Raw genomic sequence first — 21,991 nt, 5'->3', positions numbered from 1 at the left:
CGGTCCGCAGAATGACGATCCCTGCCTGAGCCCTGGTCCTAGTCCGGCTCCGGACCGCTCCCGGTCGAGTCCCCCGCCCGCACCTGCTCCCGCACCGCCGCGGCCGGCGGCGTCGCATGCTCCACCCCCACAATCCACCCGGCCGCGTACGGCGCCGCCGCCTCTCCGGAGGGCCCGGGTCGCGACGGCCGATACGGCCGGGTCGCCCCATCGCACGGCTTGCCGCTGAGGTCAGTTCGGCGGGACGACGGTGATGACGACGTTGCCGGTCTTCCGTCCGGTCTCGACATACCGGTAGGCGTCGACGATCTGCTCCAACGGGTAGCGCCGGTCGATGACCGGCCTGAACTCTCCCGTCTCGATCAGGTCCCGGAAGTACCGCACCATCTCCTGGTCCTGCACCGGAAAGGGGAACTTCACCTTCCTGCCGCGGAACAGGGGCGTGACGAGCGGCAGGAGCAGGTTCTGGCACCAGGGACCCAGTTCCGAGGACAGATACACCCCGCCGGGTTTCAACAGCCGCCTGCACCGGCCGAACGTGCTCTTGCCGACCGCGTCGAACACCGCGTCGTAGCTTTGCTCGTCCCTGGTGAAGTCCTGGGCCGTGCGGTCGACGACCCGGTCCGCGCCCAGGCCCTTCAGCAGCTCCAGGTGCGCCGTGTCACACACGGCGGTCACGGTGGCCCCGCGATGTTTCAGAAGCTGCACCGCCGCCGAGCCGATGGCGCCGGTCGCGCCGTGGACGAGGACGTCCTGCCCGGCCCGGATGCCCGCCTTCCTGATGAACGCCAGCGCGTAGTGCGCGCCCTCGGTACCGGGAGCGGCCTCCTCGAAGGTCACGCCCGTCGGCATGGTCGCGATGGCACCGCCCTGAGGAACCGACAGGTACTCGGCATGGCTTCCGAACGCGCCCTCGTTGTACCCGAACACCCGGTCGCCGACCGCGAAGGACGTGACGCCGCTGCCGACCGCTTCCACCACTCCCGCGTACTCGGTGCCGAGCACGGCACGCCGCGGGCGGGCGAGGCCGGTCAATGCGCGCATGAAGAAGGGCCTGGCCGCCCGGTAGGCACAGTCCGTCCGGTTGACCGTCGTCGCGTGCACCTTCACCAGAACGTCCTGGTCCTCGATCGAGGGTTTGTCCACCTCGGCGACGCGGACCACGTCGGGCGGCCCGTACCGGCTGTGCACTGCTGCTTTCATGGGCGAACCCTAGCCGCGATGCCGGGCGACGACAGCGCTGTCCCACGAGGCGGCAGGACGGTTACGGTCGGGGCCATGGACAGTGATGTCGATGATCTCCTGGCAGAGCAGATCGCCTACTACCGGGCCCGTGCGGGCGAGTACGACCGGGTCTATGCCGAGCGCGAGGACCTGCGAGGGCTGCTGGCCGCGGCCGACGAGCTGCCGATCGTGGGGGACGTGCTGGAGCTGGCCTGCGGGACGGGTCAGTGGACCCAGGTGCTGGCCGGGCGGGCCCGCTCGGTGACCGCTGTCGACTCGGCGCCCGAAGTGCTGGGCATCGCCCGTGAGCGGGCCGCGTCTCCCAAGGTCCGGTTCCTCCAGGCCGACGTGTTCACGTGGCAGCCGCAGCGGCGCTACGACACCGTGTTCTTCGCCTTCTGGCTCTCTCATGTCCCGCCGTCCCGGATGGCCGACTTCTGGAACACCGTCGCTGCCGCACTCGCACCGAACGGCAAAGCGGTCTTCATCGACGAAGGCCCCGCCGAGGCCGCGCGCGAGGACGTCGCCGCGACGGTGCGCCGGCTCGACGACGGCAGCCGGTACCGCATCGTGAAGGCCTTCCACGACCCTGCGACGCTCACCGGCGATCTTGCCGGGCTTGGGTGGTCGGCCGACGTCCGTTCGCTGGGCAACTTCATCGTCGGCATCGCTGAACCGACCGCCAACGCCGGCTGAGTAACCGGAAGCGCATGGGGGCAGGTTCCGTTCGTCCATACGGCGCACGGCCAGTGAATATCCCGGTAAACCCCTTGGCGCGATCCTCCCCGTGGCCAACACTGAGCCGATGACGCAGCGTGTGGAACTGGCGGCCGTGATGGACAAGCTCGCGGTCGACGGACTGATCACCGAGTACGCGGTGGCCGTCGACGACGGGGACTGGGAGGCCTACCGAGGGCTGTTCACGCCGGACGGGCGGGCCGACTACCGGTCGGCGGGCGGTATCGAGGGGAACGCCGAGGAGATCGCCGGGTGGCTCGCCCAGACCATGGAGATGTTCCCGATGCGACAGCATCTGATCGTCAACCGGCTGGTGCGGTTCGGGCTGCTGGAGCAGGACACGGGCGACACGGCCCGGGTCCAGGCCGACTTTGTCAATCCGATGCGGTTCGCGGGACACGACGGCGGATCCACCGAGCCGGACCTCGTGTGCGGCGGCCGCTACGACTTCGGGCTGCTGCGTACGTACAACGGCTGGCGGCTGCGCGAAGTGGTCGTCCATGAGAAGTGGCGCCGGGCCGCTCAGACACGGCAGGAGCCCGCCGCCCACTGAGCCGCCGGATGCCCCCTCCGCGAGCAACTCCCGTCCGAGCGGGCACCCGTCCGCGAGCGTCCGAGCGGGCACCCGTCCGCGAGCATTCCCACTCGAGCGGGCGCCCCGCACGAGGGCCTGCCCGCCTGAGCCGGTGCCCCCTTACGGAGATCGTCCCGGTGCGCGCACACTGGAGGCACGCACCGGGCGTCCGGGGGTCGAGGGAGGCGCTGCATGAAGCTGTCCGCCGCTGACTGGCGCCGACGTCTCGGCTCGCGCTGGTGGCGCGGTGCCGCGGCCGCACTCGCCGGGGCGCTGCCGATGCTGAGCTTCCCCGCGCCGTCCCTGTGGTGGTTCGCGTTTGTCGCGCTGGTGCCGTGGATCCTCCTCGCGCGGTCGGCTCCGACGGGCCGGCGGGCGGCGTACGACGGCTGGCTGGGCGGGCTCGGCTTCATGCTGGCCGTGCATCACTGGCTGCTGCCGAGTCTGCATGTCTTCACGCTGGTCCTAGCGGCGCTGCTGGGCGCGCTCTGGGCTCCGTGGGGCTGGCTGACCCGCCGGTTCCTGGCCGGAGTGCCCTCGCCCGGCCGGATCGTGGCGGCCCTCTTCGTGCTGCCCTCGGGCTGGCTGATGGTCGAACTCGTGCGCTCCTGGGAGGGGTTGGGCGGGCCCTGGGGTCTGCTCGGGTCGAGCCAGTGGGACGTGGAGCCCGCGCTGCGGCTGGCCTCGGTGGGCGGGGTGTGGCTGCTCAGCTTCCTGATCGTCGCGGTGAACGTCGCGGTCGCCGTCCTCGTCGCGGTACGGCAGTCCCGTATCCACGCGGTCGCCGGACTGGTCGCGACGGCCGCGGCCACCTCGGCGGCGTGGGTCTGGTCGCCGCGCCCGGACGTCGACGACCAGGTACGGATCGCCGTCGTACAGCCCGGCGTGATCGACGGCGTCGGCAAGGCGGAGAAGCGGTTCGCGAGCGAGGAGGCGCTCACCCGGCAGCTGGCCGGGCAGGACGTGGACCTCGTCGTGTGGGGCGAGAGCAGCGTCGGCTTCGACCTCGCCGGACGGCCCGATCTCGCGGGCCGGATCGCCGCGCTCTCCCGCGAGGTCGGCGCCGACATCCTGGTCAACGTGGACGCACGCCGCTCCGACCGGCCCGGCATATACAAGAGCTCGGTCCTGGTGGGTCCGCAGGGCCGGACCGGCGACCGCTACGACAAGATGCGGCTCGTGCCGTTCGGCGAGTACGTTCCGGCCCGTTCCGTCCTCGGCTGGGCCACCTCGGTGGGCAAGGCGGCGGGCGAGGACCGCATGCGCGGCACCGAGCAGGTGGTGATGAACGTCGGGAACGGGCTGCGGGTGGGCCCGATGGTCTGCTTCGAGTCGGCGTTCCCCGACATGAGCCGCCGTCTGGCACGGGACGGCGCCGATGTCCTGCTGGCGCAGTCCTCGACGTCGACGTTCCAGCAGAGCTGGGCGCCCGAGCAGCACGCGTCGCTGGCGGCGCTGCGAGCCGCCGAGACGGGCCGGCCGATGGTGCACGCGACGCTCACCGGCGTCTCCGCGGTCTACGGCCCGAGCGGTGAGCGCGTCGGCTCCTGGCTCGGCACCGACGCGAGGACGTCCGCGGTGTACGACGTGCCGCTGGCACACGGTGTCACCCCGTACGCGCGGTTCGGCGAGTGGCCGGTGTACGCGGCCCTGCTGATCCTGGCCGCCCTGGGCGCCACCGAGGGCGTACGGTCGCTGCGGCTCAGGCGGAGCGCTCCGTCACCGCACGTACCACCCGCTCGCACAGCTCATGGGTCGCCAGCGCATCCCGGGCACTGAGCACCTTGGCCGCGCGCACGGCATCGAGGAAGGCGAGCACGGCCTGCTCGATACCGCGCTGCCGGGCCACCGGCACCCAGTCGCCGCGGCGTCGTATCGTCGGCTGCCCCTTGTGGTCGATGACCTCGGCGAGATTGACGACCTGACGCTTCGTGTCCTGTCCCGACACCTCGAGGATCTCCTCGTTCGAACCGCTCAGCCGGTTCATCACCCCGAGCGCGGTGAACCCCTCCCCGGCCAGCTGCAGCACGACATGGTGGAGCAGTCCGTCCTCCACGCGCGCCCGCACGGTCACGTCGTCGACCGGCCCCGGCACCAGGAACCGCAGCGTGTCCACGACATGGATGAAGTCGTCGAGGATCATCGTGCGGGGTTGCTCCGGCAGGCCGACGCGGTTCTTCTGCATCAGGATCAGCTCGCGCGGATGGTCCGCGCACTGCGCGTACCCGGGCGCGTAGCGCCGGTTGAAGCCGACGGCCAGGCTGGTGTCCCGCTCCTCCGCGAGCCGCACCAGCCGTTCGGTGTCGGCGAGTTCGTACGCGATCGGCTTGTCGACATACGTGGCCACGCCCGCCTCCAGCAGCCGGGTCACGATCTCGGGGTGCGCGTGCGTGGGCGCGTGCACGAACGCCGCGTCGAGGTCCTGCGCGAGCAGCTCGGAGAGGTCCGTGTGACGCTGCCCGGCCGGGAGGTGGAAGCTGTCCGCCACCCGCGTCAGCGTGGCGGGCGTCCGCGTGTGCACATGCAGTTCGACCCCCGGCCGGGTGGCCAGCACCGGCAGATACGCCTTCAGCGCGATGTCGCCGAGTCCGATGCAGCCGACCTTCACAGGGGTCTCCTCCACGAGTCCGAGGGGTCAAGGGCCTACGCGCGTCTCGTCGGAAGCATACGGCGACTGCGGCGGCCGCCAGTCGGCGATTCCGTCGAAACTCCGCAGGAAGAGGGCGGGTCCGGCTTTGGACACCACGGCGACCGTGGCATTGCGCAGGGCCGTCCCGGGACGGTTCCGCACCATGTCGACGCGGGCGACTCCGACGGCCTTGCGGGCGATGGCGGTCGTACGGGGCTTGCGTGCCGCCGTGTAGGCCACCAGGTCGGACCTGTGCGGGGCGGCGATGACGGCCGGGATCGGGTCGTGCCAGTCGCCGAAGAGCCATAAGAGTTCGGCCCGTTCGTCGTCGGGTGCCCGGCCTCCGGCGCAAAACCCGGTGAGGACCCGTCTCCTCTCGGCGATGATGCGGGCATGACGACTGAGCGCAGCGAACCCGCGACCGACGCCGGTGAACGAGCCATGCTGGAGGGCTGGCTCGACTACCACCGCGAGACCCTCGCGTGGAAGTGCGAGGGCCTGGACGACGCCCAGCTCAGAACCGCCGCGGTGCCGCCCTCCGAGCTCTCCCTGCTCGGTCTGGTCCGGCACATGGCGGAGGTGGAACGCAGCTGGTTCCGCAAGGTCCTGGCGGACGACGACCCCGGGCCGATCTACTACAGCGACGAGGACCGGGACGGCGAGTTCCACCTCACCGAGGAGGACACCTGGGAGGAGGCGTACGCCACCTGGCAGCGGGAGATCGGGATCGCCCGGGAGAACGCGGCACGCTTCGCCCTCGACGACCTGTCCGAAGGCAGGAGCAGATTCACCGGCAAGCCCTTCAACCTGCGCTGGATCTACACCCACATGGTGGAGGAGTACGCGCGCCACAACGGTCACGCAGACCTGATCCGCGAGCGGATCGACGGGGCCACCGGCGACTGAGGGCACGCCGCCCGGACGTTCACCCATGCGGGGCATCCTCCGCTTGTCAGCTCCCCAAATGGGGGCGGACACAGCAGAGTTGAGCGGGTGCATCGAACCGCGACCACCGCAACGCTCCTGGTCACCGTGGCCGTCTCGGCTGTCTCGGGCTGTGTGACCGTCCAGCGACCACCCTCGCCGGGCGTACCGTCCGCGCCCTCCCCGGCCCCGGAGCCGCGCCCGGACGGCAGAGCCGAGACCCCGGTCGTGCAGGCTCCCGCCCGTGAGGCCCTGGAGCTCATCGGCCCGTCCCGGCGCCCCTCGGCCCCCGCGGCCACGCCCCGCCGTACGCCGGCTTCGACCCCCGCCGCGGCCCCGGCGGACCCCCCGCGCCGGCCCCCCGCCGATCCGCCCCGGCGCCCGAAGCCCCAGCGGCCCGAGCACCATGCCGTACCGCGGCTGCCCGTGCCCACAGCTCCGGTGGACACGGACGTGTGCTCCTTGGGCCGGGCATACGGCGGGTGGAAGGCGGACAGCCCGGAGGCGGCCATCTGCCAGGAGGTGTACGGGCGTTGACCACCGCGGGCCGCGAGCTCTGACGTATCAGCACGGCCCGTCCCCGGCGGTGTTGTCCGTGCCCCCGTCGCCAACGTCCCCGGACGGACGCCTAGGGCCGCTGCCGCGGCGGCCCCAGTGTTTCTCCTCCCGGCCCTCTCCCCTGCCCCGGCGTCGGCTCGGGTGCCCCGCCCGACGGGCCCTCCTCGTCCAGCCTCAGCTCCAGGCGCCCGATGCCCGCCCGGATCCCGTCCCCGTAGGCGTCGTCGCCGAGGACGCCCACGGTGTCGCGGGCCCGGCGCAGATGGCTGCGGGCGGCCTCGGAGCGGCCGAGCTTCACATAGTCGGCGGCGAGGTTCAGATGCAGGGAGGGGTAGAAGGCCCGAACCGCGAGGGACTGGTGGTGCTCCGCGAGTCGCGCGTCCGTGAGCTCGTCGGCCGCCGACAGGGCCCGAAGGTCCCAGGCGAGTTCGTCCGAGGGGTCGTCCTGCGCGTCGGCCATGTAGTGCGCGAGCGTGCAGCGGTGCAGCGCGTCGCCCTCCTCACCGATCTCCGCCCACAGGTCCAGGAAGCGGCTTCTGGCCTCCTCACGGTCACCGCCGTGGAGGAGCATGGCGACCTGCCCGATCCTGGTCATCATCGCGTCCGCCGCCGCCTGCTCCTGCTGCTCCGCCACCGGGCCGTCCTCCACGCTCGTCCGCCGGCCGCCACACCCGCACCGGCCGTTGCCACCTCTCCCGACGCTAACGGCAGGCACTGACAATCGAGCTCAGGCGGCCCCGCAGACCCCGTACGCCGCTGGGCCAGGCCGGTGACGGAGGGGGAGGGGCAGGTGACCGACGAGCCAGGCCGGTGACGGACGGGCCGGTGCCCCACGGGCCAGGCCAGTGTCCGACGGACCGGTGACCGACGGGCCAGGGCCGGTGCCCGACGAACCGGTGGCCGACGGGCCGACCGTGGCCGGACGGGCCAGTGGCCAACGGGCCGGCTCCGGCGCGCGGCCGGACCGGCCCTGCGGGCAGCGTGTCAGCCCAGGTCGGGGATCCGCCAGTCGATCGGGGCGTGGCCCTGCTTGGCGACCGCCTCGTTGATCTGCGTGAAGGGACGCGAGCCGAAGAACTTCTTCGCGGACAGCGGCGAGGGGTGCGCACCCTTCACCACGATGTGCCGCTCCTCGTCGATGAGCGGGAGCTTCTTCTGGGCGTAGTTGCCCCACAGGACGAAAACGGCCGGGTCGGGCCGGCCGGCCACGGCCCGGATCACCGCGTCCGTGAACTTCTCCCAGCCCTTGCCCTTGTGCGAGTTGGCCTCGCCGCCGCGGACCGTCAGCACCGCGTTGAGCAGCAGGACGCCCTGCTCGGCCCACGGCATCAGATAGCCGTTGTCCGGCACCGGGTGGCCGAGCTCCTCCCGCATCTCCTTGTAGATGTTGCGCAGCGAGGGCGGGGTCTTCACGCCGGGGCGGACCGAGAAGCACAGGCCATGGCCCTGACCCTCGCCGTGGTACGGGTCCTGGCCGAGGACGAGCACCTTCACACGCTCGTACGGCGTCGCGTCGAGCGCGGCGAAGACCTCCTCGCGCGGCGGGTAGACGGGACCCTTCGCGCGCTCCTCCTCGACGAACTCGGTGAGCTCCTTGAAGTAGGGCTTCTGCAGTTCGTCGCCCAGGACGCCGCGCCAGGACTCGGGCAGCATGGCGGTGTCGGTCACGTGAACTTCCTCCGGTGTGCGCTCACTTCACGGCCGCGGAGCGTGCGGCCATGGGTGGCCGCGCAAGGCGCGGCCACCGTCAGAGCACAGAACCTACAGGCGCCCACTGACAGTCGGGCCCGAGGCCAGGGCTACCAGCTGGTCTTCCAGTACAGCTCCGACATCACCATCATCGTCGCCGGGTCGATGGCCGACTCGGCACCGCCGATCTCCTCGTTCGCGGCCACGTGCTGCTTGCCCTGCCAGAGCGGCAGCAGCCGGGCGTCGTCCAGGAGGATCTGCTGGGCCTCCTTGAACTCCGCGGCCACGGCCCCGCGGTCGCTCTCCTGGCGCGACTCGGGGATCAGCTCGTCGGTGATCTTCGGTGCGTCGTACGGGGTGCCGAGCGCGTTCTGCTTGCCCACGAAGGGGGCGATGAAGTTGTCAGCGTCGGGGAAGTCGGGGAACCAGCCGCGCCCGAACACCGGGTACTCGCCCTTCTGGTACCCCTCCACGTAGTTCTTCCAGGGGCGGCTCTTGAGCGTGACGGTGAACAGGTCGGTCGCCTCGAGCTGCCGCTTCAGCTCCTCGAAGGCCGGCTTGGTCTGGGAGCCGTAGCGGTCGGTCGTGTACCAGAGCTGGAGCGGGACGCGCTCGGTGATGCCGTCCTCCTGGAGCATCTGCTTGGCCTTGGCGGTGCTGGGTTCCCCGAAACTGTCGAAGAAGCCCGTGGTGTGGCCGACCAGACCCTTGGGGATCATGGAGTACAGCGGCTCGACGGTGTCCTTGTAGATGTTGTGGGCGAGCGCCGGCCTGTCGATGACCTGGGCGATCGCCTTGCGGACCGCGGGCTTCTTGGCCCACGGGTCCTTGGGGTTGAACACCAGGTAACTGATCTCGGTGGTGGGGTTCTCGATGAGCTGGAGCCCCTCCTTCTTGTTGTTGGCCTGGATGTCCACGATGTCCGAGGCGCCGAGACCGCGGTAGACGACGTCGATCTGCTTGTCCTTGAGGGCGTCGACCACCTCGGACGACCCCGGGAAGTAGCGGATGGTGACGGCGCTGTTCTTGAGGTCCGCGATGCCCTTGTAGTTGCCGTTCTTGACGAGCTTGGCCTGCTTGCCCTCCTCGTAGGACTCCAGGCTGTACGGCCCCGCGCCGGTGATCTTGCCGTCCTCGCGGAGCTTGTCCGCGGGGTACTCCTCAGGATCCACGATCGCCATGGCGGGCGTGGACAGCACGAAGGGGAACGTCGCGTCGGGCTGGCCCAAGTGGAAGACGACCTCGAGGTCGTTCTTCACCTCGACCCGGTCGAGGCTGGTGAGCAGGCCGGCGGGGCCGCCGTTGACGTTGATCTTCTTGATCCGGTCGATGGAGTGCTTGACGGCCTTGGCGTCCAGCTTGTGTCCGTCGGAGAACTTCAGGCCCTCGCGCAGCTTGCAGCTGTACACCGTGCTCGAGCTGTCGGTGAACTGGCAGCTCTCGGCGGCGTCGGGCTCGGGCTCGGAGGCGCCGGCGGGGAAGTTCAGCAGGGTCTGGTGGACGTTGCGGAACAGCTCCCACGAGCTGTCCCAGGAGGCCGCTGGATCCAGCGTGCTCGGCGCACTGGTCGTCCCCACCACGATCGGCCGCCCTTCGTCGGAGGAGTCCGAGGAGAAGAGACCGCATCCGGCGACCAGGGATATGGACGTGAACGCCCCCAGCTGACGCAGGTATCTGTCCCGCTTGAACACGCGCACGCTCCTCGATCGGCCATACCACAAGGGTGGCCAGACGATACCGCAGCGCCCGGCCGGTTGGGCCTCCACCCTGGCAGGGCTCTTGATCAGCGAGTATGTCCGTACGGTGTCGAAACGGTGTCCTTCCTTTTCAGGCCCCTCACCGGGGGGGCGCCCGCGCGGTTTCGGCCAGACCGCCCGGGCGCCTTCCCCCGCTCTCGGCTTAGCTCGAGCGGGGGACCCCGCCGCCGTCAGCCGACCCCGGCGTTGAGGAAGATCCCGCCGTCGACCACGAGGGTCTGCCCGGTGATCCAGTCCGACTGTTCCGAGGTGAGGAACGCGGCGGCGCCCCCGATGTCCGACGGCATCCCGAGCCGGCCGAGCGGATAGGCCGCGGCCGCCTCCGCCTCCCGGCCCTCGTACAGGGCCTTGGCGAACTGCGTCTTGACGACGGCGGGCGCGATGGAGTTGACCCGCACCTTGGGTGCGAACTCGTGCGCCAGCTGGAGCGTCAGGTTGATCATGGCGGCCTTGCTGATGCCGTACGCGCCGATGAAGGGCGAGGCCGAGACGCCGGCGACGGAGGAGATGTTGACGATCGCCCCGCCGTTCTCGCTCTGCCAGGCCCGCCACGTCTGCTGCGCGAAGCCGAGCGCCGAGACGACGTTGGTCTCGAACACCTTGCGCGCCACGCCCAGGTCGAGCTCGGCGATCGGGCCGAACACCGGGTTCGTACCGGCGTTGTTGACCAGGAAGTCGACGCGGCCGAACGCCTCCATGGTGCGCTCGACGGCGATGGCCTGGTGGGCCTCGTCGTGGGCCTTGCCCGCGACGCCGATGACTCGGTCGGCGCCGAGCTTCTCGACGGCCTCCTTGAGCGCGTCCTCGTTGCGGCCGGTGATGCACACCCGGTCGCCGCGGGCGAGCAGCGCCTCGGCGACGCCGTAGCCGATGCCGCGGCTCGCGCCGGTGACGAGGGCGACCTTGCCCGAGAGTTCCACAGTCATGTCCCTGTCCCCCGGCCCTAGTTGAGCGGTCCGCCGGCCACGTACAGCACCTGGCCGGAGACGAATCCGGCGGCGTCGCCCGTGAAGAACGCGATCGCGTTGGAGATGTCGTCCGGGTTGCCGACGCGCTGGACCGGAATCTGGGTGGCGGCCGCGGCCTGGAACTCCTCGAAGCCCATGCCGACCCGCTCGGCGGTGGCGGCGGTCATGTCGGTGACGATGAAGCCGGGCGCGACGGCGTTCGCGGTGACGCCGAACTTGCCGAGCTCGAAGGCGAGCGTCTTGGTGAAGCCCTGCAGACCGGCCTTGGCCGCGGAGTAGTTGACCTGACCGCGGTTGCCGAGCGCCGAGGACGAGGAGAGGCTGACGATCCGGCCGAACTTGGCGTCCACCATGTACTTCTGGACGGCGCGCGTCATCAGGAAGGAACCGCGCAGGTGCACGTTCATGACCGTGTCCCAGTCGGACACGCTCATCTTGAACAGCAGGTTGTCGCGGAGCACGCCGGCGTTGTTCACCAGGATCGTCGGCGCCCCGAGCTCCTCGGCGATCCGCGCCACGGCGGCCTCGACCTGCGCCTCGTCGGAGACGTCGCAGCCCACCACGATCGCCTTGCCGCCGGCGGCGGTGATCTTCTCCACGGTGTCCTTGCACGCGGCCTCGTCGAGATCGATCACCGCGACGGCGCGGCCCTCGGCGGCCAGTCGTACGGCGGTCGCGGCGCCGATACCGCGCGCGGCACCGGTGACTACGGCGACGCGCTGCTCAGTGGTGGACATTGCTGGTTCTCCTCGCCCTTGGAAAGCCTGTTCGACAACCTTGCGGAAGCCTGGAAAGCCTGCGGCTCGCACGGCACGCACCTTTGGTGAGCAACCGCTTAGTACCTTCAGCAGACGTGACGCTAGAAGCCTTGGCACCCAGTGTCAACGGCATGCCCTGTCCGTGTGATCCATTACCTGACCAGCAGGTCGAGCAGCCGCCCCACCTCGACCGCGGGATCCGCCGTGAGCCCGGTGTGCACGGGCCCCGGCTGCACGACCGTGGAACGGGGCGCGATCAGCCAGCGGAAGCGCCGTCCGGCGTCGTCGCGCGCGGCCTGTCCCGCCGCCTCGCCCCCTGCGCAGACGCCCTCGACGGCCCGCAGGGCGGCGCGCACGCCGGCCGCGTCCGCCTCCGGGTCGAGGGCCCGCAGCCTGGTCTCGTCGAGATGGGTGCGGGCGGCCACGAAGGACTTCGCGCGGCAGTACACGAGCACGCCCGCGTTGAAGCACTCCCCCCGTTCGACACGCGGCACGACGCGCAGCAGCGCGTACTCGTAGACGTCACGGCCGTCGCGCTCGGTCACTTCGACCCCTCCTCGATACGGATGCGCTCGTGAATAGTGGCGGCGCGGGCAAGCAGCGGCTTCGCATACGCATGCCTGAGCGTGTCGGCCGAGTCGAACCCCGGCTCGTCCCGGATCCACTCCTCAGGGATCGCCGCGGTCACCTCGGCGAGCAGCTCCTCGGTCACCCGAGGCGCCAACTCCGCGGCAGCGGAGGCGATATCGGGGCCGAAGGGCGCGAGGGCGTGGTCGGAGGCGTCGTACGGCTTGGCCGCGGAGGCCTGCGCGAACGGCCAGTTGTGGTGCCAGATCATGGTGGCCCCGTGGTCGATGAGCCACAGATCGCCTTGGCGGACAAGCATGTTAGGGTTCCGCCACGATCGGTCGACATTGTTGACCAGCGCGTCGAACCAGACGATCTTCCCGGCTTCTTCCGGGCTCACCTGGTGCGCGAGGGCGTCGAATCCGATCGCCCGGGAGAGAAAGTCCATCCCGAGGTTCAGCCCGCCGCTCGACTTAAGCAATTCCTGTACCTCCTGGTCCGGTTCGCCGAGTCCGATGACCGGATCGAGCCCGATCGTGACCAGTCCCGGTACGCGCAGGCCCAGGCGACGGGCGAGTTCACCGCAGACGACCTCCGCGACGAGGGTCTTCCGTCCCTGTCCGGCGCCGGTGAACTTCATGACGTACGTGCCGAGATCGTCGGCCTCGACGAGCCCCGGCAGCGAGCCGCCCTCACGCAACGGCGTGATGTAGCGGGTCGCGCTGACTTCCTTGAGCATCGCCCCAGGTTACTGGGGCGTTCCCCGTCCACTCACGCGAAGGGATCACCTGTGTCCGCCGAAGACCTGCCCCTGCAGTACGCCCGTACGAAACGCTTCTCCCTCGGTGTGCCCCGCGGCTTCACTGTCTCGCCCGACGGCGACCGCGTGCTCTTCCTGCGCACGGCGAGCGGCCGCTCCACGACGGGCCTGCTGTGGCTGTACGAGGACGGCGAGGAGCGGCTGCTCGCGGACCCGCTCGCGCTCGGCGACGGCGGAGAGGTCCCGGAGGCCGAGCGGATCCGCCGCGAGCGGGCCCGCGAGACGAGCGCCGGCGTCGTCTCGTACGCCACCGACGCGGCCGTCCGTCTGGTCGTGTTCGCGCTCTCGGGCACCCTGTGGGCCCTGCGCACGGACGAGGGCACCCCGCGCCGGATCCCCACGCCGGGCCCGGTCGTCGCCCCGCGCCCCAGCCCCGACGGCTCCCGCATCGCGTACGTCAGCGAGGGCGCCCTGCGCGTCGTGCGCACCGACGGCACGGACGACCGCGCGCTGGCCGAGCCGGAGGACCCGGAGGTGACGTACGGGCTCTCCGACCACGTCTCGTCCGAGTCGCTGAACCGTACGCGGTCCTTCTCGTGGTCGCCTGACGGGGACGCGCTGCTGGTGGTGCGGGTCGACAACTCGCCCGTCCAGCAGTGGTACATCAGCGATCCGGCGCAGCCCGAGCGTCCGCCGCGCGCGGTCCGGTACCCGGCGGCGGGTACGGCCAACGCGGAGCTGTCGCTGCACGTGCTGGGACTCGACGGCCGGCGCGTCGACGTGGACCTGCCCAAGGAGGCCGAGTCGCACCCGGCGGGCGAGTGGACCGACCCGGCCTTCGAGTACGTCGTGCACGCGAGCTGGGACAGTGCCGGGCCCTCCGCCGTCGTGCAGACCAGGGACCAGCGTTCGGCGTACCTGCTCCGGATCGACCCGTCGACAGGCGCGACCACGACGCTGCACCGCCAACGGGACGCCGCCTGGCTGGAGTTCGTACCCGGCACACCGGTGCGTACCCCCGCCGGCGGCCTCGTCGTGACCACCCAGGAGGGGACCCGCGGACTGCTGATGACGGGGACGGGCGTGCGCACACCTGAGGGCATGTACGTCCATGAACTGCTCGGCGTGACAGGCGATCGGCTCTACTTCACGGCGTGCGAGGAGCCGACCGAGGCGCACGTCTGGTCGTACGAGCCGGGGAGCGGCTTCGCGCGGCTGACCGACGAGCCGGGCGTGCACAGCGCCGCCGTCGGCGGTGACACGGTCGTCCTGGACAGCCGGACCATGGACGGGCAGACGGTGACCGTGCTGCGGAACGGCGAACCGGCCGGGCGGATCCGGGTGCTGTCCGAGCGGCCCGTGACCGAGCCGCGCCCCCGCTTCCTGACACTCGGCGAGCGGGAGCTGCGGGCGGCGCTGTACCTGCCGGAGTCGTATGAGCCGGGCGCGCGGCGCCTGCCGGTGGTCGTGCACTCGTACTCGGGGCCTGGTTTGCAGACCGTCGTGAAGGCGGCCGCCTGGCACCACGCGGTGAACCAGTGGTTCGCCGAGCAGGGCTTCGCGGTACTGACCGTCGACGGACGGGGCACCCCGGGGCGCGACCGGGCATGGGAGAGGGCCGTCCACGGGGACCAGCTGACGCCCGTGATCGAGGACCAGGCGGACGCCGTGCGCGCGGTGGCGGAGCTCTTCCCGGAGCTGGACACGGGCCGTGTGGCCATCCGCGGCTGGTCCTTCGGCGGCTACCTCTCGGCGGGGGCCGTACTGCACCGGCCCGATGTGTTCCACGCGGCCGTCGCGGGCGCGGCCCCGACCGATCTGCGGCTGTACGACACGCACTGGAAGGAGCGGTTCATGGGGCACCCGGACGTGCAGCCGGAGAACTACGAACGCTGCTCACTGGTGGCGCACGCGCACAAACTCACCCGCCCGTTGATGCTCGTCCATGGGATGGCCGACGACAATGTGGCGCCCGCACACATGCTGCGGTTCTCGGCGGCGCTGCTCGCGGCGGGCCGTCCGCACACCGTGCTCCCGCTGGCGGGCGCGACCCATCTGGTGACGCAGGAAGGTGTGACAGACAGCCTGCTCCGGCTGGATCTCGATTTCATCAAGAAGGCGCTGAATTCCTGAGCCACCTGAACTACCAGGGTGAAGGACCCGTACCTCTGGTTGGATCAACGCACATCTGAACAAACGCGCATCTGCACATCTGTGGAAGGGACCGCCACTATGTCCAGCGAATCGCTTCAGCCTGCGCCGGCGCTCTGCCGTCGCACCCTCTTGGCGGCGCTAGGCGGGGCCGGTATCGCCGCCACGCTGACCGCGTGCGGAGGCTCCGACGACAGCTCGTCCGGCTCGTCCGGCTCATCCGAGTCATCCGGCTCCAGCGGGGAAGCGCTGGCCAAGACCACCGACATACCGGAGGGCGGCGGCAAGGTGTTCGCCGACCAGGGCGTGGTCGTCACGCAGCCGACGGCCGGCGAGTTCAAGGCCTACTCGACCGTCTGCCCGCACCAGAAGCAGCGCGTGAACGCCGTCGACAACGGCGTCATCACCTGCCCCGCCCACGGCAGCCAGTTCAGCGTCACGGACGGCAGTGTGAAGAAGGGGCCCGCGACCAGCGCGCTGACCGCCGCGAAGGTCATGGTCGACGGAGACTCGATCATGCTCATGTGATCCTGCGCGGGCGCTTGAAACAGGCCAGCACCTCGTCCGTGGTGGTGACGGTGGCCACCAGGGCGAGCGTGTTGCGGATCATCGCGGGGGTGTAGTCGGAGGGCACCCCCGCGATGGCGTCCCTGGGCACGACGGCGGTGTAGCCGCGGTTCACGGCGTCGAACACGGCGTTGGGTATCGCCACGTTGGCCGAGACACCGGTGACGATCAGCGTGCGGCAGCCGAGATTGCGCAGCATCGGGTCGACGTCGGTGCCGGCGAGGGGCGACAGACCGTGCAGACGGCGTACGACGAGGTCCTCCTCGGCGACCTCGATGGGCGGTGCGACGCGTACCGCGGTGGTTCCCGCCAACTGCTGCACCGGCAGGCGTTCGGCCGCGCGGAACAGCCGGGCGTTGTGGTTGGCACCGCGGCCGTCGGGACGGCGTTCGGCGATCGCGTGCATGACCTGTACGCCGCTGTCGTGGGCCGCGGCGACGAGGCTGGCGACATGGGCGAGCGCGCCCGAGGCGCGGGCCTCCTTGGCGAGTTCGGGCAGCGCGCTGTCCGGGCCGACGACGCCCTGCTGGCACTCGACGGTGAGCAGGACCGTGGTCGCGGGATCGAGGAGTTCGCTGAGCTCTTCGTACGACGGCATGGCTCCCCCTGTCGCGGGCTTGGCGGGCGAGCGTAGCCACCATTGCGCGCGGACGGAAGACGGCCCATGCTTTTCTGACGCCACGTCAGAAAAGTCGGAGAAGAGGGAACCGTATGGCCGTCACTCAGCGCCGGGGCCGAAGGATCATGATGACATCCGACGAGCTGGACGAGTTCCTGACCAGCCAGCGCACCTGCCGCGTCGCGACCGTCTCCGCAGACGGCGCCCCGCACGTCAGCACGCTCTGGTTCGCCTGGGACGGCACCTCCCTCTGGCTGTACTCGATCACGCGCAGCAAGCGGTGGGCCGACCTGCGGCGCGACCCCCGGGTCGCCGTGGTCGTCGACACGGGCGAGGAGTACGCGGAGCTGCGGGGCGTCGAGCTGTCGGGCACGGTCGAGTTCGTCGGCGAGGCGCCGCGCACGGGCGAACCCTGCCCCGAACTCGACGCCGTGGAGCGGTTGTTCGCCCGCAAGAACTTCGGTCTGGACGAGATGCCGCACGACGGCAGGCACGCGTGGATGCGCCTGACGCCGGAGACCACGGCGTCGTGGGACTTCCGCAAACTCGCTTCACTGTGAAGGCCCACACCAGTCACCAGTTCGCTTCGCTGTGAGGATCCCCTCGATCACCAGCTCGCTTCGGCGTGAGGATCCCCCCGATCACCAGCTCGCCTCGCAGTGACAGCCCACCGTGACTACTCGCGCTCCGCTCCCGCCGACCGCAACGCCTCCACCGCCGCCCGGATCGACGGGCGGCGGTCCGCGTCCGCGCGCCACACCGCGTACACGTGCCTGGTGACGCGGTGGCGGACCGGCACGGTACGCACGCCGGCCGGCACCGGACCGCGCCCGAGGCGGGGCGCGACGCACACACCGAGCCCGGCGGCGACCAGCGCGAGCTGCGTGTGGTGCTCCTCCGCACGGTGTGCGACGACCGGCTCGATGCCCTTGGCGCGGAGCGTGAAGAACAGCCACTCGTGGCAGAACTCGCCCTCGGGCCAGGCGATCCACTCGTCGTCCGCGAAGTCCTCGAGGTCCACCTCGGCCCGGTCGGCGAGCGGATGACCGGCGGGCATCGCCACATCCGCGGGATCGTCGAGGAGCGAGGCCTTGGCGAGCCCCTCGGGCACGGGCAGCGGCTTGTTGTACCAGTCGAGCACGACCGCCATGTCGACGTCGCCGCGGATCACCGCGGAAACGCCGTCCGCGGGCTCCAACTCCTGTGAACGGAGCCGCAGTCCCGGGTGCTCGGCCCGCAGCGCCGCGAGCGCGGCGGGGAACAGCCCGCGCGCCGCGGTCGGGAACGCGGAGAGTCGCAACTCCCCCACCACCTGCCCGCGCTGCGCCTCCAGATCGGACTGGGCGAGCTCGACCTGGGACAGGATGCGCGCGGCATGGTCGGCGAGCAGCCGTCCCGCGTCGGTCAGTCGCACGCCCCGCCCGTTCTTGGCGAGCAGCTGCTGCCCCACTTCCCGCTCCAGCTTGGACATCTGCTGGGACACCGCCGAGGTCGTCACATGCAGCCCCTCGGCCGCGCCACTGACCGAGCCGTGCCGGGCGAGGGCGTCGAGAGTGCGGAGGCGCTCCAGGTTCAACATATAAGCAATGCTACGAGATACTCGGCGACAAATCTCGCTTGTGCTACGAGATCGCCTCCGTCATCGTGTTCGGCATGAGCGCCGCCGCCGATTCCCGCACCTCTCCGGCCCCGCCCCTTGCCGCGGCACCGCACCGTCGCGCCGCTCTCGACCGGCGCGTTCGCTTCGGGATCCTGACCCTGATCTGGGGCTTCAGCTTCCTACTGATCAAGGTGGGCACGGAAGGGTACGCGCCCTTCCAAGTGACGCTCGGGCGACTCGTGTTCGGGACCCTGGTGCTCGCGGTCGCGATGGTCTGGAAGCGGGAGCGGCTGCCACGCGGGGCCCGGACCTGGGGGCATCTCACCGTCGCGGCGTTCCTGATCAACGCCCTGCCGTGGTCACTGTTCGCGTACGCCGAGCTGACGATCCCGTCCACACTGGCAGGGATATGCAACGCGACGTCGCCGCTGTGGGGCATGGCCCTGTCGCTGGTCGCCCTCTCGGAGGACCGGCCCACCCGCAGCCGGGTCGCGGGCCTCGGCATCGGCTTCCTCGGGGTCCTGACGGTGCTCGGCGCCTGGCAGGGCTTCCACGGCCTCGAAGCCAAGGGCACCACGATGGCGCTGCTGGCCTCGCTCAGTTACCCGATCGGCTGGATCTACGTCCGCCGCACACTGGCCGGCTCCAGCCACTCGAACCTGTCACTGACCGGTGCCCAACTCCTCCTGGCCACCGCTCAGTTGGCTGTGGTCACCCCCCTCTTCACCACGCTGCCGACCCGCTTCGCGGTGGTGCCGCTGCTCGCGATCGTCGCGCTCGGCACTCTGGGCACGGGCGTCGCCATGCTGGTCCAGTACGGCCTGGTCGCCGAGATCGGCCCCACGACGGCCCAGATGGTCACGTACTTCATCCCGGTCATCGCCACCGCCGCGGGCGTCGCGATCCTGGGCGAGTCGCTGACCTGGTCGACGCCGGTGGGCGCGGTCATCGTGCTGGCGGGCGCGGCACTCACGCAGTCCAGGCCCAAGGCCTCGCCGTAACCGTCCACGACGACGGCACAGGACTCGGCCCCGTACGCCCATCCCCTTCGTCCGGCCCTTGAGGATTCAGACGTAGCGGCGCGCGGGTGCTGGTCCGACAGCGGCAGCAACCGCATCCGCCACCGTCCCGACCTCATCCGGCGCGAGCGTCGAGACCGTGATCCGCAGTCCGGGCGGCGCGCTCATCCGGAAGCGGGCCCCGGGTGCGACGGCCCACCCGGAGTGCAGCAGCCGCGCGACGGCCCCGGTCTCGTCCGGAACGGGCACCCACACGTTCATCCCGCTGCGCCCATGCGCCTCGATGCCGTGCTCCGCGAGCGCGCCGATCAGCGCGTCCCGCCGCCGCCCGTACGCCGCCGCGACGGCGCGCACGTCCACCGCACCGTCCGACCACAGCCGCACGAGGGCCCGCTGCAGCAGCCGGCTCACCCAACCCGGTCCCAGGCGCTGCCGCCCCTGAACCCGGTCCATGGTGACGGAGTCGCCGGTGAGCACGGCGAGCCGCAGATCGGGCCCGTACGCCTTCGCCGCCGAGCGCGTGAACGCCCAGTGCCGGGTCACACCGGCCAGCGGATGCAGGGGCAGGTCGACGATGCGATGCCCGTGGTCGTCCTCGATGAGCAGGGTCCGCGGGTACTCCTCGAGCACGGAACGCAGCGCACGCGCGCGCGTGGCGCTCAGCGCGGCACCGGTCGGGTTCTGCGCGCGGTCGGTGACGACCAGGGCCCGGGCCCCGGCAGCCAGGGCGGTCCGTACGTCGTCGGGCATCGGCCCTTCGTCGTCGACGCCGACCGGAACGGCCCGCAGCCCGAGCGCCGGGACCAGATCGAGCACACTGCGCCAGCCGGGATCCTCGACGGCGACCGCGTCTCCGGGCCTGAGGTGGGCGGCCAGCACACGCTCGATGCCGTCGAGTGCCCCCGAGGTGACCACGACCGGCCCGTCCGGTACGCCGTCCGCGACCAGGTCCGCGCGCGCGATCCGCGCCAACTCCGGTTCCACGGCGGCCGCTCCGTAGAGCACCGGTTCGCGGTCCGCGAGTGCCGCGGCCGCCGTGAACGCCTCGGCGAGCGCGGGCAGCAGAGCCGGGTCCGGGTTGCCGTCGGACAGGTTCCGCACCCCGGGCGGCACATCCAGGCGGGACAGCTCGCGAGCGGTCGTCACCGGTTTGGGCCGTACGCGACTGCCGCGTCGGCCCGCGGTCTCGATCACCCCACGCTCACGCAGCGTGCGATAGGCGGCCGCGACGGTATTGGGATTCACGCCCAACTCGACCGCCAACTCCCGCATGGGCGGCAGCAGTTGACCGGGCTCCAGCTCCCCCGAACCCACCGCTCGCTCGACACTGGCCGCAATCTCGGCTGCGCGTTTTCCCTCGATCCGATACTCTCCTAGCACAAAGAAGAGTATGCACTAGTGCAATATGCCACGCAAGGCGAGCGCGGCGTACACCGCATACACGCGAGAACAGACGACGGCAGATGCCGACAGATGACGACGGAGACCTGGAGAGCACCATGACGGAGACGGCCGCCCCGCACCCCGCCACGTACACCCCGACCGACCGCACCGTCCCCACCCGCTCCCGGGAGCGTGCCGCGTACGAACACGAGATGGTGCACTCGATCCTCGACGAGGGGTACGTCTGCCACCTGGGCTTCGTCCGCGACGGGGCGCCGGTCGTGCTGCCCACGCTGTACGGCCGGGTCGGCGAGCGGCTCTATGTGCACGGCTCGACGGGTTCGCGTCCGCTGCGGATGGCGGGTCAGGCCGACCCCGGCCTGCCGGTCTGCCTCACCGTCACGCACGTCGACGGGCTGGTGCTGGCCCGCTCGGCCTTCCACCACTCGATCAACTACCGCTCCGTGGTGGTGCACGGCGTCGCCCACCAGGTGACGGACCCGGACGAGAAGCGGGAGGCCCTGGACGCGCTGGTCGACCATGTGGTGCCCGGCCGCTCGTACGACTCCCGGCCCGCCAACGCCAAGGAGCTGGCCGCCACCGCCGTACTGCGCCTGGAACTCGCCGAGGTCTCCGCCAAGCTGCGCACCGGCGGCCCGAACGACGAGCCCGAGGACCTCGGCCTGCCGCACTGGACCGGAGTCCTCCCGCTCCGCAAGGGATACGGCACTCCGGTCCCCGCGGACGACCTGGCCCCCGGAATCGAGGTCCCCGACTACCTGGCGACCCTCTGATGCTCATACACCCCTGGGACGCACCCCGCGACGACACCGAGTGGCAACAGTGGCTGGCCGCCCACGACTTCGGGCAGCTCGCCGTGAACGGCCTGCCCGGCGAGCCGCCGCACGTCCAGCCGATGCACTTCGCGTACGACCCCGAGCGCGGACCGCACGGCGTGGCCCTCGCCCATCTGGCCCGCCCGAACCCGCTGTGGCCCGCCCTCCTGGCGAACCCGGTCGTGACGCTGAGCGTCGTCGACGACTACGTGTACGTGCCGGGCCCCTGGCAGGCTCCGCCGGACACCCCCTCCGAGCACGGGGTGCCGACGAGCTTCTACGCGGCCGTCCAACTCCGCTGCACCGCCCGGGTGGTGGACGACCCGGCGGAGAAGGCCGAGCTCCTCAACCACCAGGTCGGCCACTTTCAGCCGGAGGGCGGCTCGGCCCGCGCGACGGCCGGCGAGGCCCCGTACGGCCGCCTCCTGTCCGGGATCCGCGGCCTGCGGCTCGAAGTCACCGACGTACGGGCGAAGTTCAAGTACGCGAATCACAAGCCGGAGGAAATCCAGAACCGCATTGTGGCCGAACTGACCACAAGAGACGGTCCGGGTGACGCGACGGCACGGGAGCACCACCTGCGGCGACGCAACGGGTGAGGTCGGGGCGGCACCGGACCACTCGGAGGTGACCGGCCGTGTGGGCCTTACGGGGGTGGGGCCCACACGGC

Annotated in this window: 23 protein-coding genes and 1 pseudogene; 11 read left to right on the top strand and 13 right to left on the bottom strand. The window is 71.0% G+C overall.

The genetic code is table 11. From position 1 onward, the window contains the following. Positions 1–231: 231 nt before the first annotated feature. The gene (locus GAS53_RS41040) at positions 232–1,203 is read right to left on the bottom strand and encodes an NAD(P)-dependent alcohol dehydrogenase (protein WP_192583495.1); all 972 of its coding nucleotides are present in this window, start codon (positions 1,201–1,203) and stop codon (positions 232–234) included. A gap of 75 nt (positions 1,204–1,278) precedes the next feature. Here GAS53_RS41040 and GAS53_RS41035 point away from each other — a divergent pair, with 75 nt between their 5' ends. The 3 genes from GAS53_RS41035 (at position 1,279) to lnt (ending at position 4,315) form a co-directional block, all read left to right on the top strand. Beyond that, entirely contained in the window at positions 1,279–1,920 is a 642-nt protein-coding gene (locus tag GAS53_RS41035) for a class I SAM-dependent methyltransferase (RefSeq protein WP_151482857.1), read from the top strand. A 109-nt stretch (positions 1,921–2,029) separates the two neighbouring features. After that, complete coding sequence (locus GAS53_RS41030) at positions 2,030–2,515, top strand: nuclear transport factor 2 family protein (protein ID WP_151482856.1); 486 nt, start codon at positions 2,030–2,032, stop codon at positions 2,513–2,515. A gap of 213 nt (positions 2,516–2,728) precedes the next feature. Then, positions 2,729–4,315, top strand: coding sequence for an apolipoprotein N-acyltransferase (gene lnt / locus GAS53_RS41025; protein ID WP_151482855.1), 1,587 nt, complete (start codon positions 2,729–2,731; stop codon positions 4,313–4,315). Here the strand turns inward: lnt and GAS53_RS41020 are convergent. Further along, a complete protein-coding gene (locus GAS53_RS41020) occupies positions 4,239–5,144 on the bottom strand; it encodes a Gfo/Idh/MocA family protein (protein ID WP_151482883.1) in 906 nt (301 codons plus the stop codon). The genes lnt and GAS53_RS41020 overlap by 77 nt on opposite strands. 27 nt (positions 5,145–5,171) lie before the next feature. Further along, a pseudogene (locus GAS53_RS41015) lies at positions 5,172–5,513 on the bottom strand (hypothetical protein); the annotation flags it as partial. A 45-nt stretch (positions 5,514–5,558) separates the two neighbouring features. On the opposite strand from GAS53_RS41015, the gene GAS53_RS41010 reads away from it, so the two are divergent. Both GAS53_RS41010 and GAS53_RS41005 read left to right on the top strand, forming a co-directional pair. Further along, on the top strand, positions 5,559–6,071 hold the full coding sequence (locus GAS53_RS41010) for a DinB family protein (RefSeq protein ID WP_151482854.1): 513 nt from the start codon (positions 5,559–5,561) through the stop codon (positions 6,069–6,071). A gap of 87 nt (positions 6,072–6,158) precedes the next feature. Next, positions 6,159–6,626: a hypothetical protein gene (locus GAS53_RS41005; RefSeq protein ID WP_151482853.1), complete on the top strand. Its 468-nt coding sequence runs from the start codon at positions 6,159–6,161 to the stop codon at positions 6,624–6,626. A gap of 91 nt (positions 6,627–6,717) precedes the next feature. Here GAS53_RS41005 and GAS53_RS41000 read toward each other — a convergent pair whose 3' ends face one another. The 7 genes from GAS53_RS41000 to GAS53_RS40970 all read right to left on the bottom strand — a co-directional run bounded on the left by GAS53_RS41000 (position 6,718) and on the right by GAS53_RS40970 (position 13,125). Then, positions 6,718–7,281 carry a hypothetical protein gene (locus GAS53_RS41000; RefSeq protein WP_151482852.1) on the bottom strand — a complete coding sequence of 188 codons (564 nt, stop codon included), beginning with the start codon at positions 7,279–7,281 and terminating at the stop codon, positions 6,718–6,720. 350 nt (positions 7,282–7,631) lie between these two features. Then, the gene (locus tag GAS53_RS40995) at positions 7,632–8,315 is read right to left on the bottom strand and encodes a uracil-DNA glycosylase (RefSeq protein ID WP_151482851.1); all 684 of its coding nucleotides are present in this window, start codon (positions 8,313–8,315) and stop codon (positions 7,632–7,634) included. Between the two features lie 131 nt (positions 8,316–8,446). After that, entirely contained in the window at positions 8,447–10,027 is a 1,581-nt protein-coding gene (locus GAS53_RS40990) for an ABC transporter substrate-binding protein (RefSeq protein WP_151482850.1), read from the bottom strand. 236 nt (positions 10,028–10,263) lie between these two features. Continuing rightward, complete coding sequence (locus tag GAS53_RS40985) at positions 10,264–11,019, bottom strand: SDR family oxidoreductase (RefSeq protein WP_151482849.1); 756 nt, start codon at positions 11,017–11,019, stop codon at positions 10,264–10,266. A 17-nt stretch (positions 11,020–11,036) separates the two neighbouring features. Next, positions 11,037–11,798, bottom strand: a complete 762-nt coding sequence (gene fabG / locus GAS53_RS40980) for a 3-oxoacyl-ACP reductase FabG (protein WP_151482848.1) — start codon at positions 11,796–11,798, stop codon at positions 11,037–11,039. Positions 11,799–11,971: 173 nt separating this feature from the next. Next, the gene (locus GAS53_RS40975) at positions 11,972–12,364 is read right to left on the bottom strand and encodes a DUF3037 domain-containing protein (protein WP_151482847.1); all 393 of its coding nucleotides are present in this window, start codon (positions 12,362–12,364) and stop codon (positions 11,972–11,974) included. Beyond that, positions 12,361–13,125, bottom strand: a complete 765-nt coding sequence (locus GAS53_RS40970; RefSeq protein ID WP_151482846.1) for a HipA family kinase — start codon at positions 13,123–13,125, stop codon at positions 12,361–12,363. Before GAS53_RS40970 ends, GAS53_RS40975 begins: the two co-directional genes overlap by 4 nt. Before the next feature lie 51 nt (positions 13,126–13,176). On the opposite strand from GAS53_RS40970, the gene GAS53_RS40965 reads away from it, so the two are divergent. Together GAS53_RS40965 and GAS53_RS40960 are read left to right on the top strand one after the other, a co-directional pair. Further along, positions 13,177–15,279: a S9 family peptidase gene (locus GAS53_RS40965; protein WP_151482845.1), complete on the top strand. Its 2,103-nt coding sequence runs from the start codon at positions 13,177–13,179 to the stop codon at positions 15,277–15,279. 99 nt (positions 15,280–15,378) lie between these two features. After that, the gene (locus GAS53_RS40960; RefSeq protein ID WP_151482844.1) at positions 15,379–15,825 is read left to right on the top strand and encodes a Rieske (2Fe-2S) protein; all 447 of its coding nucleotides are present in this window, start codon (positions 15,379–15,381) and stop codon (positions 15,823–15,825) included. Here the strand turns inward: GAS53_RS40960 and GAS53_RS40955 are convergent. Beyond that, the gene (locus GAS53_RS40955) at positions 15,818–16,462 is read right to left on the bottom strand and encodes a cysteine hydrolase (RefSeq protein ID WP_151482843.1); all 645 of its coding nucleotides are present in this window, start codon (positions 16,460–16,462) and stop codon (positions 15,818–15,820) included. The genes GAS53_RS40960 and GAS53_RS40955 overlap by 8 nt on opposite strands. A 113-nt stretch (positions 16,463–16,575) precedes the next feature. Here GAS53_RS40955 and GAS53_RS40950 point away from each other — a divergent pair, with 113 nt between their 5' ends. Continuing rightward, complete coding sequence (locus GAS53_RS40950) at positions 16,576–17,043, top strand: pyridoxamine 5'-phosphate oxidase family protein (protein ID WP_151482842.1); 468 nt, start codon at positions 16,576–16,578, stop codon at positions 17,041–17,043. Positions 17,044–17,159: 116 nt separating this feature from the next. On the opposite strand, the gene GAS53_RS40945 is transcribed toward GAS53_RS40950, so the two are convergent. Beyond that, complete coding sequence (locus tag GAS53_RS40945; protein WP_151482841.1) at positions 17,160–18,062, bottom strand: LysR family transcriptional regulator; 903 nt, start codon at positions 18,060–18,062, stop codon at positions 17,160–17,162. A 74-nt stretch (positions 18,063–18,136) separates the two neighbouring features. Here GAS53_RS40945 and GAS53_RS40940 point away from each other — a divergent pair, with 74 nt between their 5' ends. After that, the gene (locus GAS53_RS40940; RefSeq protein WP_192583494.1) at positions 18,137–19,084 is read left to right on the top strand and encodes a DMT family transporter; all 948 of its coding nucleotides are present in this window, start codon (positions 18,137–18,139) and stop codon (positions 19,082–19,084) included. Between the two features lie 66 nt (positions 19,085–19,150). Here GAS53_RS40940 and GAS53_RS40935 read toward each other — a convergent pair whose 3' ends face one another. Next, positions 19,151–20,482 (bottom strand): aminotransferase class I/II-fold pyridoxal phosphate-dependent enzyme, encoded by a 1,332-nt coding sequence (locus GAS53_RS40935; protein WP_151482839.1) that lies wholly within the window; start codon positions 20,480–20,482, stop codon positions 19,151–19,153. 83 nt (positions 20,483–20,565) lie between these two features. Here GAS53_RS40935 and GAS53_RS40930 point away from each other — a divergent pair, with 83 nt between their 5' ends. Both GAS53_RS40930 and GAS53_RS40925 read left to right on the top strand, forming a co-directional pair. After that, positions 20,566–21,279 carry a pyridoxamine 5'-phosphate oxidase family protein gene (locus GAS53_RS40930; RefSeq protein WP_404829399.1) on the top strand — a complete coding sequence of 238 codons (714 nt, stop codon included), beginning with the start codon at positions 20,566–20,568 and terminating at the stop codon, positions 21,277–21,279. Next, a complete protein-coding gene (locus GAS53_RS40925) occupies positions 21,279–21,920 on the top strand; it encodes an FMN-binding negative transcriptional regulator (protein WP_151482838.1) in 642 nt (213 codons plus the stop codon). The genes GAS53_RS40930 and GAS53_RS40925 overlap by 1 nt, the downstream gene beginning before the upstream one ends. The last annotated feature ends 71 nt before the right edge of the window (positions 21,921–21,991 follow it).

This window comes from Streptomyces albicerus, assembly GCF_008905045.1.
GTDB classification, from domain to species: Bacteria; Actinomycetota; Actinomycetes; order Streptomycetales; family Streptomycetaceae; genus Streptomyces; species Streptomyces albicerus.
The sequence above is the reverse complement of the archived record's forward strand: the minus strand, read 5'-3'. Positions and strand labels throughout refer to the sequence as shown.

What these genes read in the sequence shown, in the direction of transcription:
- GAS53_RS41040 (WP_192583495.1), bottom strand. Translation starts at nt 1,203, where the DNA reads ATGAAAGCAGCAGTGCACAGCCGGTACGGGCCGCCCGACGTGGTCCGC.
- GAS53_RS41035 (WP_151482857.1), top strand. Translation starts at nt 1,279, where the DNA reads ATGGACAGTGATGTCGATGATCTCCTGGCAGAGCAGATCGCCTACTAC.
- GAS53_RS41030 (WP_151482856.1), top strand. Translation starts at nt 2,030, where the DNA reads ATGACGCAGCGTGTGGAACTGGCGGCCGTGATGGACAAGCTCGCGGTC.
- lnt (WP_151482855.1), top strand. Translation starts at nt 2,729, where the DNA reads ATGAAGCTGTCCGCCGCTGACTGGCGCCGACGTCTCGGCTCGCGCTGG.
- GAS53_RS41010 (WP_151482854.1), top strand. Translation starts at nt 5,559, where the DNA reads ATGACGACTGAGCGCAGCGAACCCGCGACCGACGCCGGTGAACGAGCC.
- GAS53_RS40985 (WP_151482849.1), bottom strand. Translation starts at nt 11,019, where the DNA reads ATGACTGTGGAACTCTCGGGCAAGGTCGCCCTCGTCACCGGCGCGAGC.
- fabG (WP_151482848.1), bottom strand. Translation starts at nt 11,798, where the DNA reads ATGTCCACCACTGAGCAGCGCGTCGCCGTAGTCACCGGTGCCGCGCGC.
- GAS53_RS40970 (WP_151482846.1), bottom strand. Translation starts at nt 13,125, where the DNA reads ATGCTCAAGGAAGTCAGCGCGACCCGCTACATCACGCCGTTGCGTGAG.
- GAS53_RS40960 (WP_151482844.1), top strand. Translation starts at nt 15,379, where the DNA reads ATGTCCAGCGAATCGCTTCAGCCTGCGCCGGCGCTCTGCCGTCGCACC.
- GAS53_RS40955 (WP_151482843.1), bottom strand. Translation starts at nt 16,462, where the DNA reads ATGCCGTCGTACGAAGAGCTCAGCGAACTCCTCGATCCCGCGACCACG.
- GAS53_RS40950 (WP_151482842.1), top strand. Translation starts at nt 16,576, where the DNA reads ATGGCCGTCACTCAGCGCCGGGGCCGAAGGATCATGATGACATCCGAC.
- GAS53_RS40945 (WP_151482841.1), bottom strand. Translation starts at nt 18,062, where the DNA reads ATGTTGAACCTGGAGCGCCTCCGCACTCTCGACGCCCTCGCCCGGCAC.
- GAS53_RS40940 (WP_192583494.1), top strand. Translation starts at nt 18,137, where the DNA reads ATGAGCGCCGCCGCCGATTCCCGCACCTCTCCGGCCCCGCCCCTTGCC.
- GAS53_RS40930 (WP_404829399.1), top strand. Translation starts at nt 20,566, where the DNA reads ATGCCGACAGATGACGACGGAGACCTGGAGAGCACCATGACGGAGACG.
- GAS53_RS40925 (WP_151482838.1), top strand. Translation starts at nt 21,279, where the DNA reads ATGCTCATACACCCCTGGGACGCACCCCGCGACGACACCGAGTGGCAA.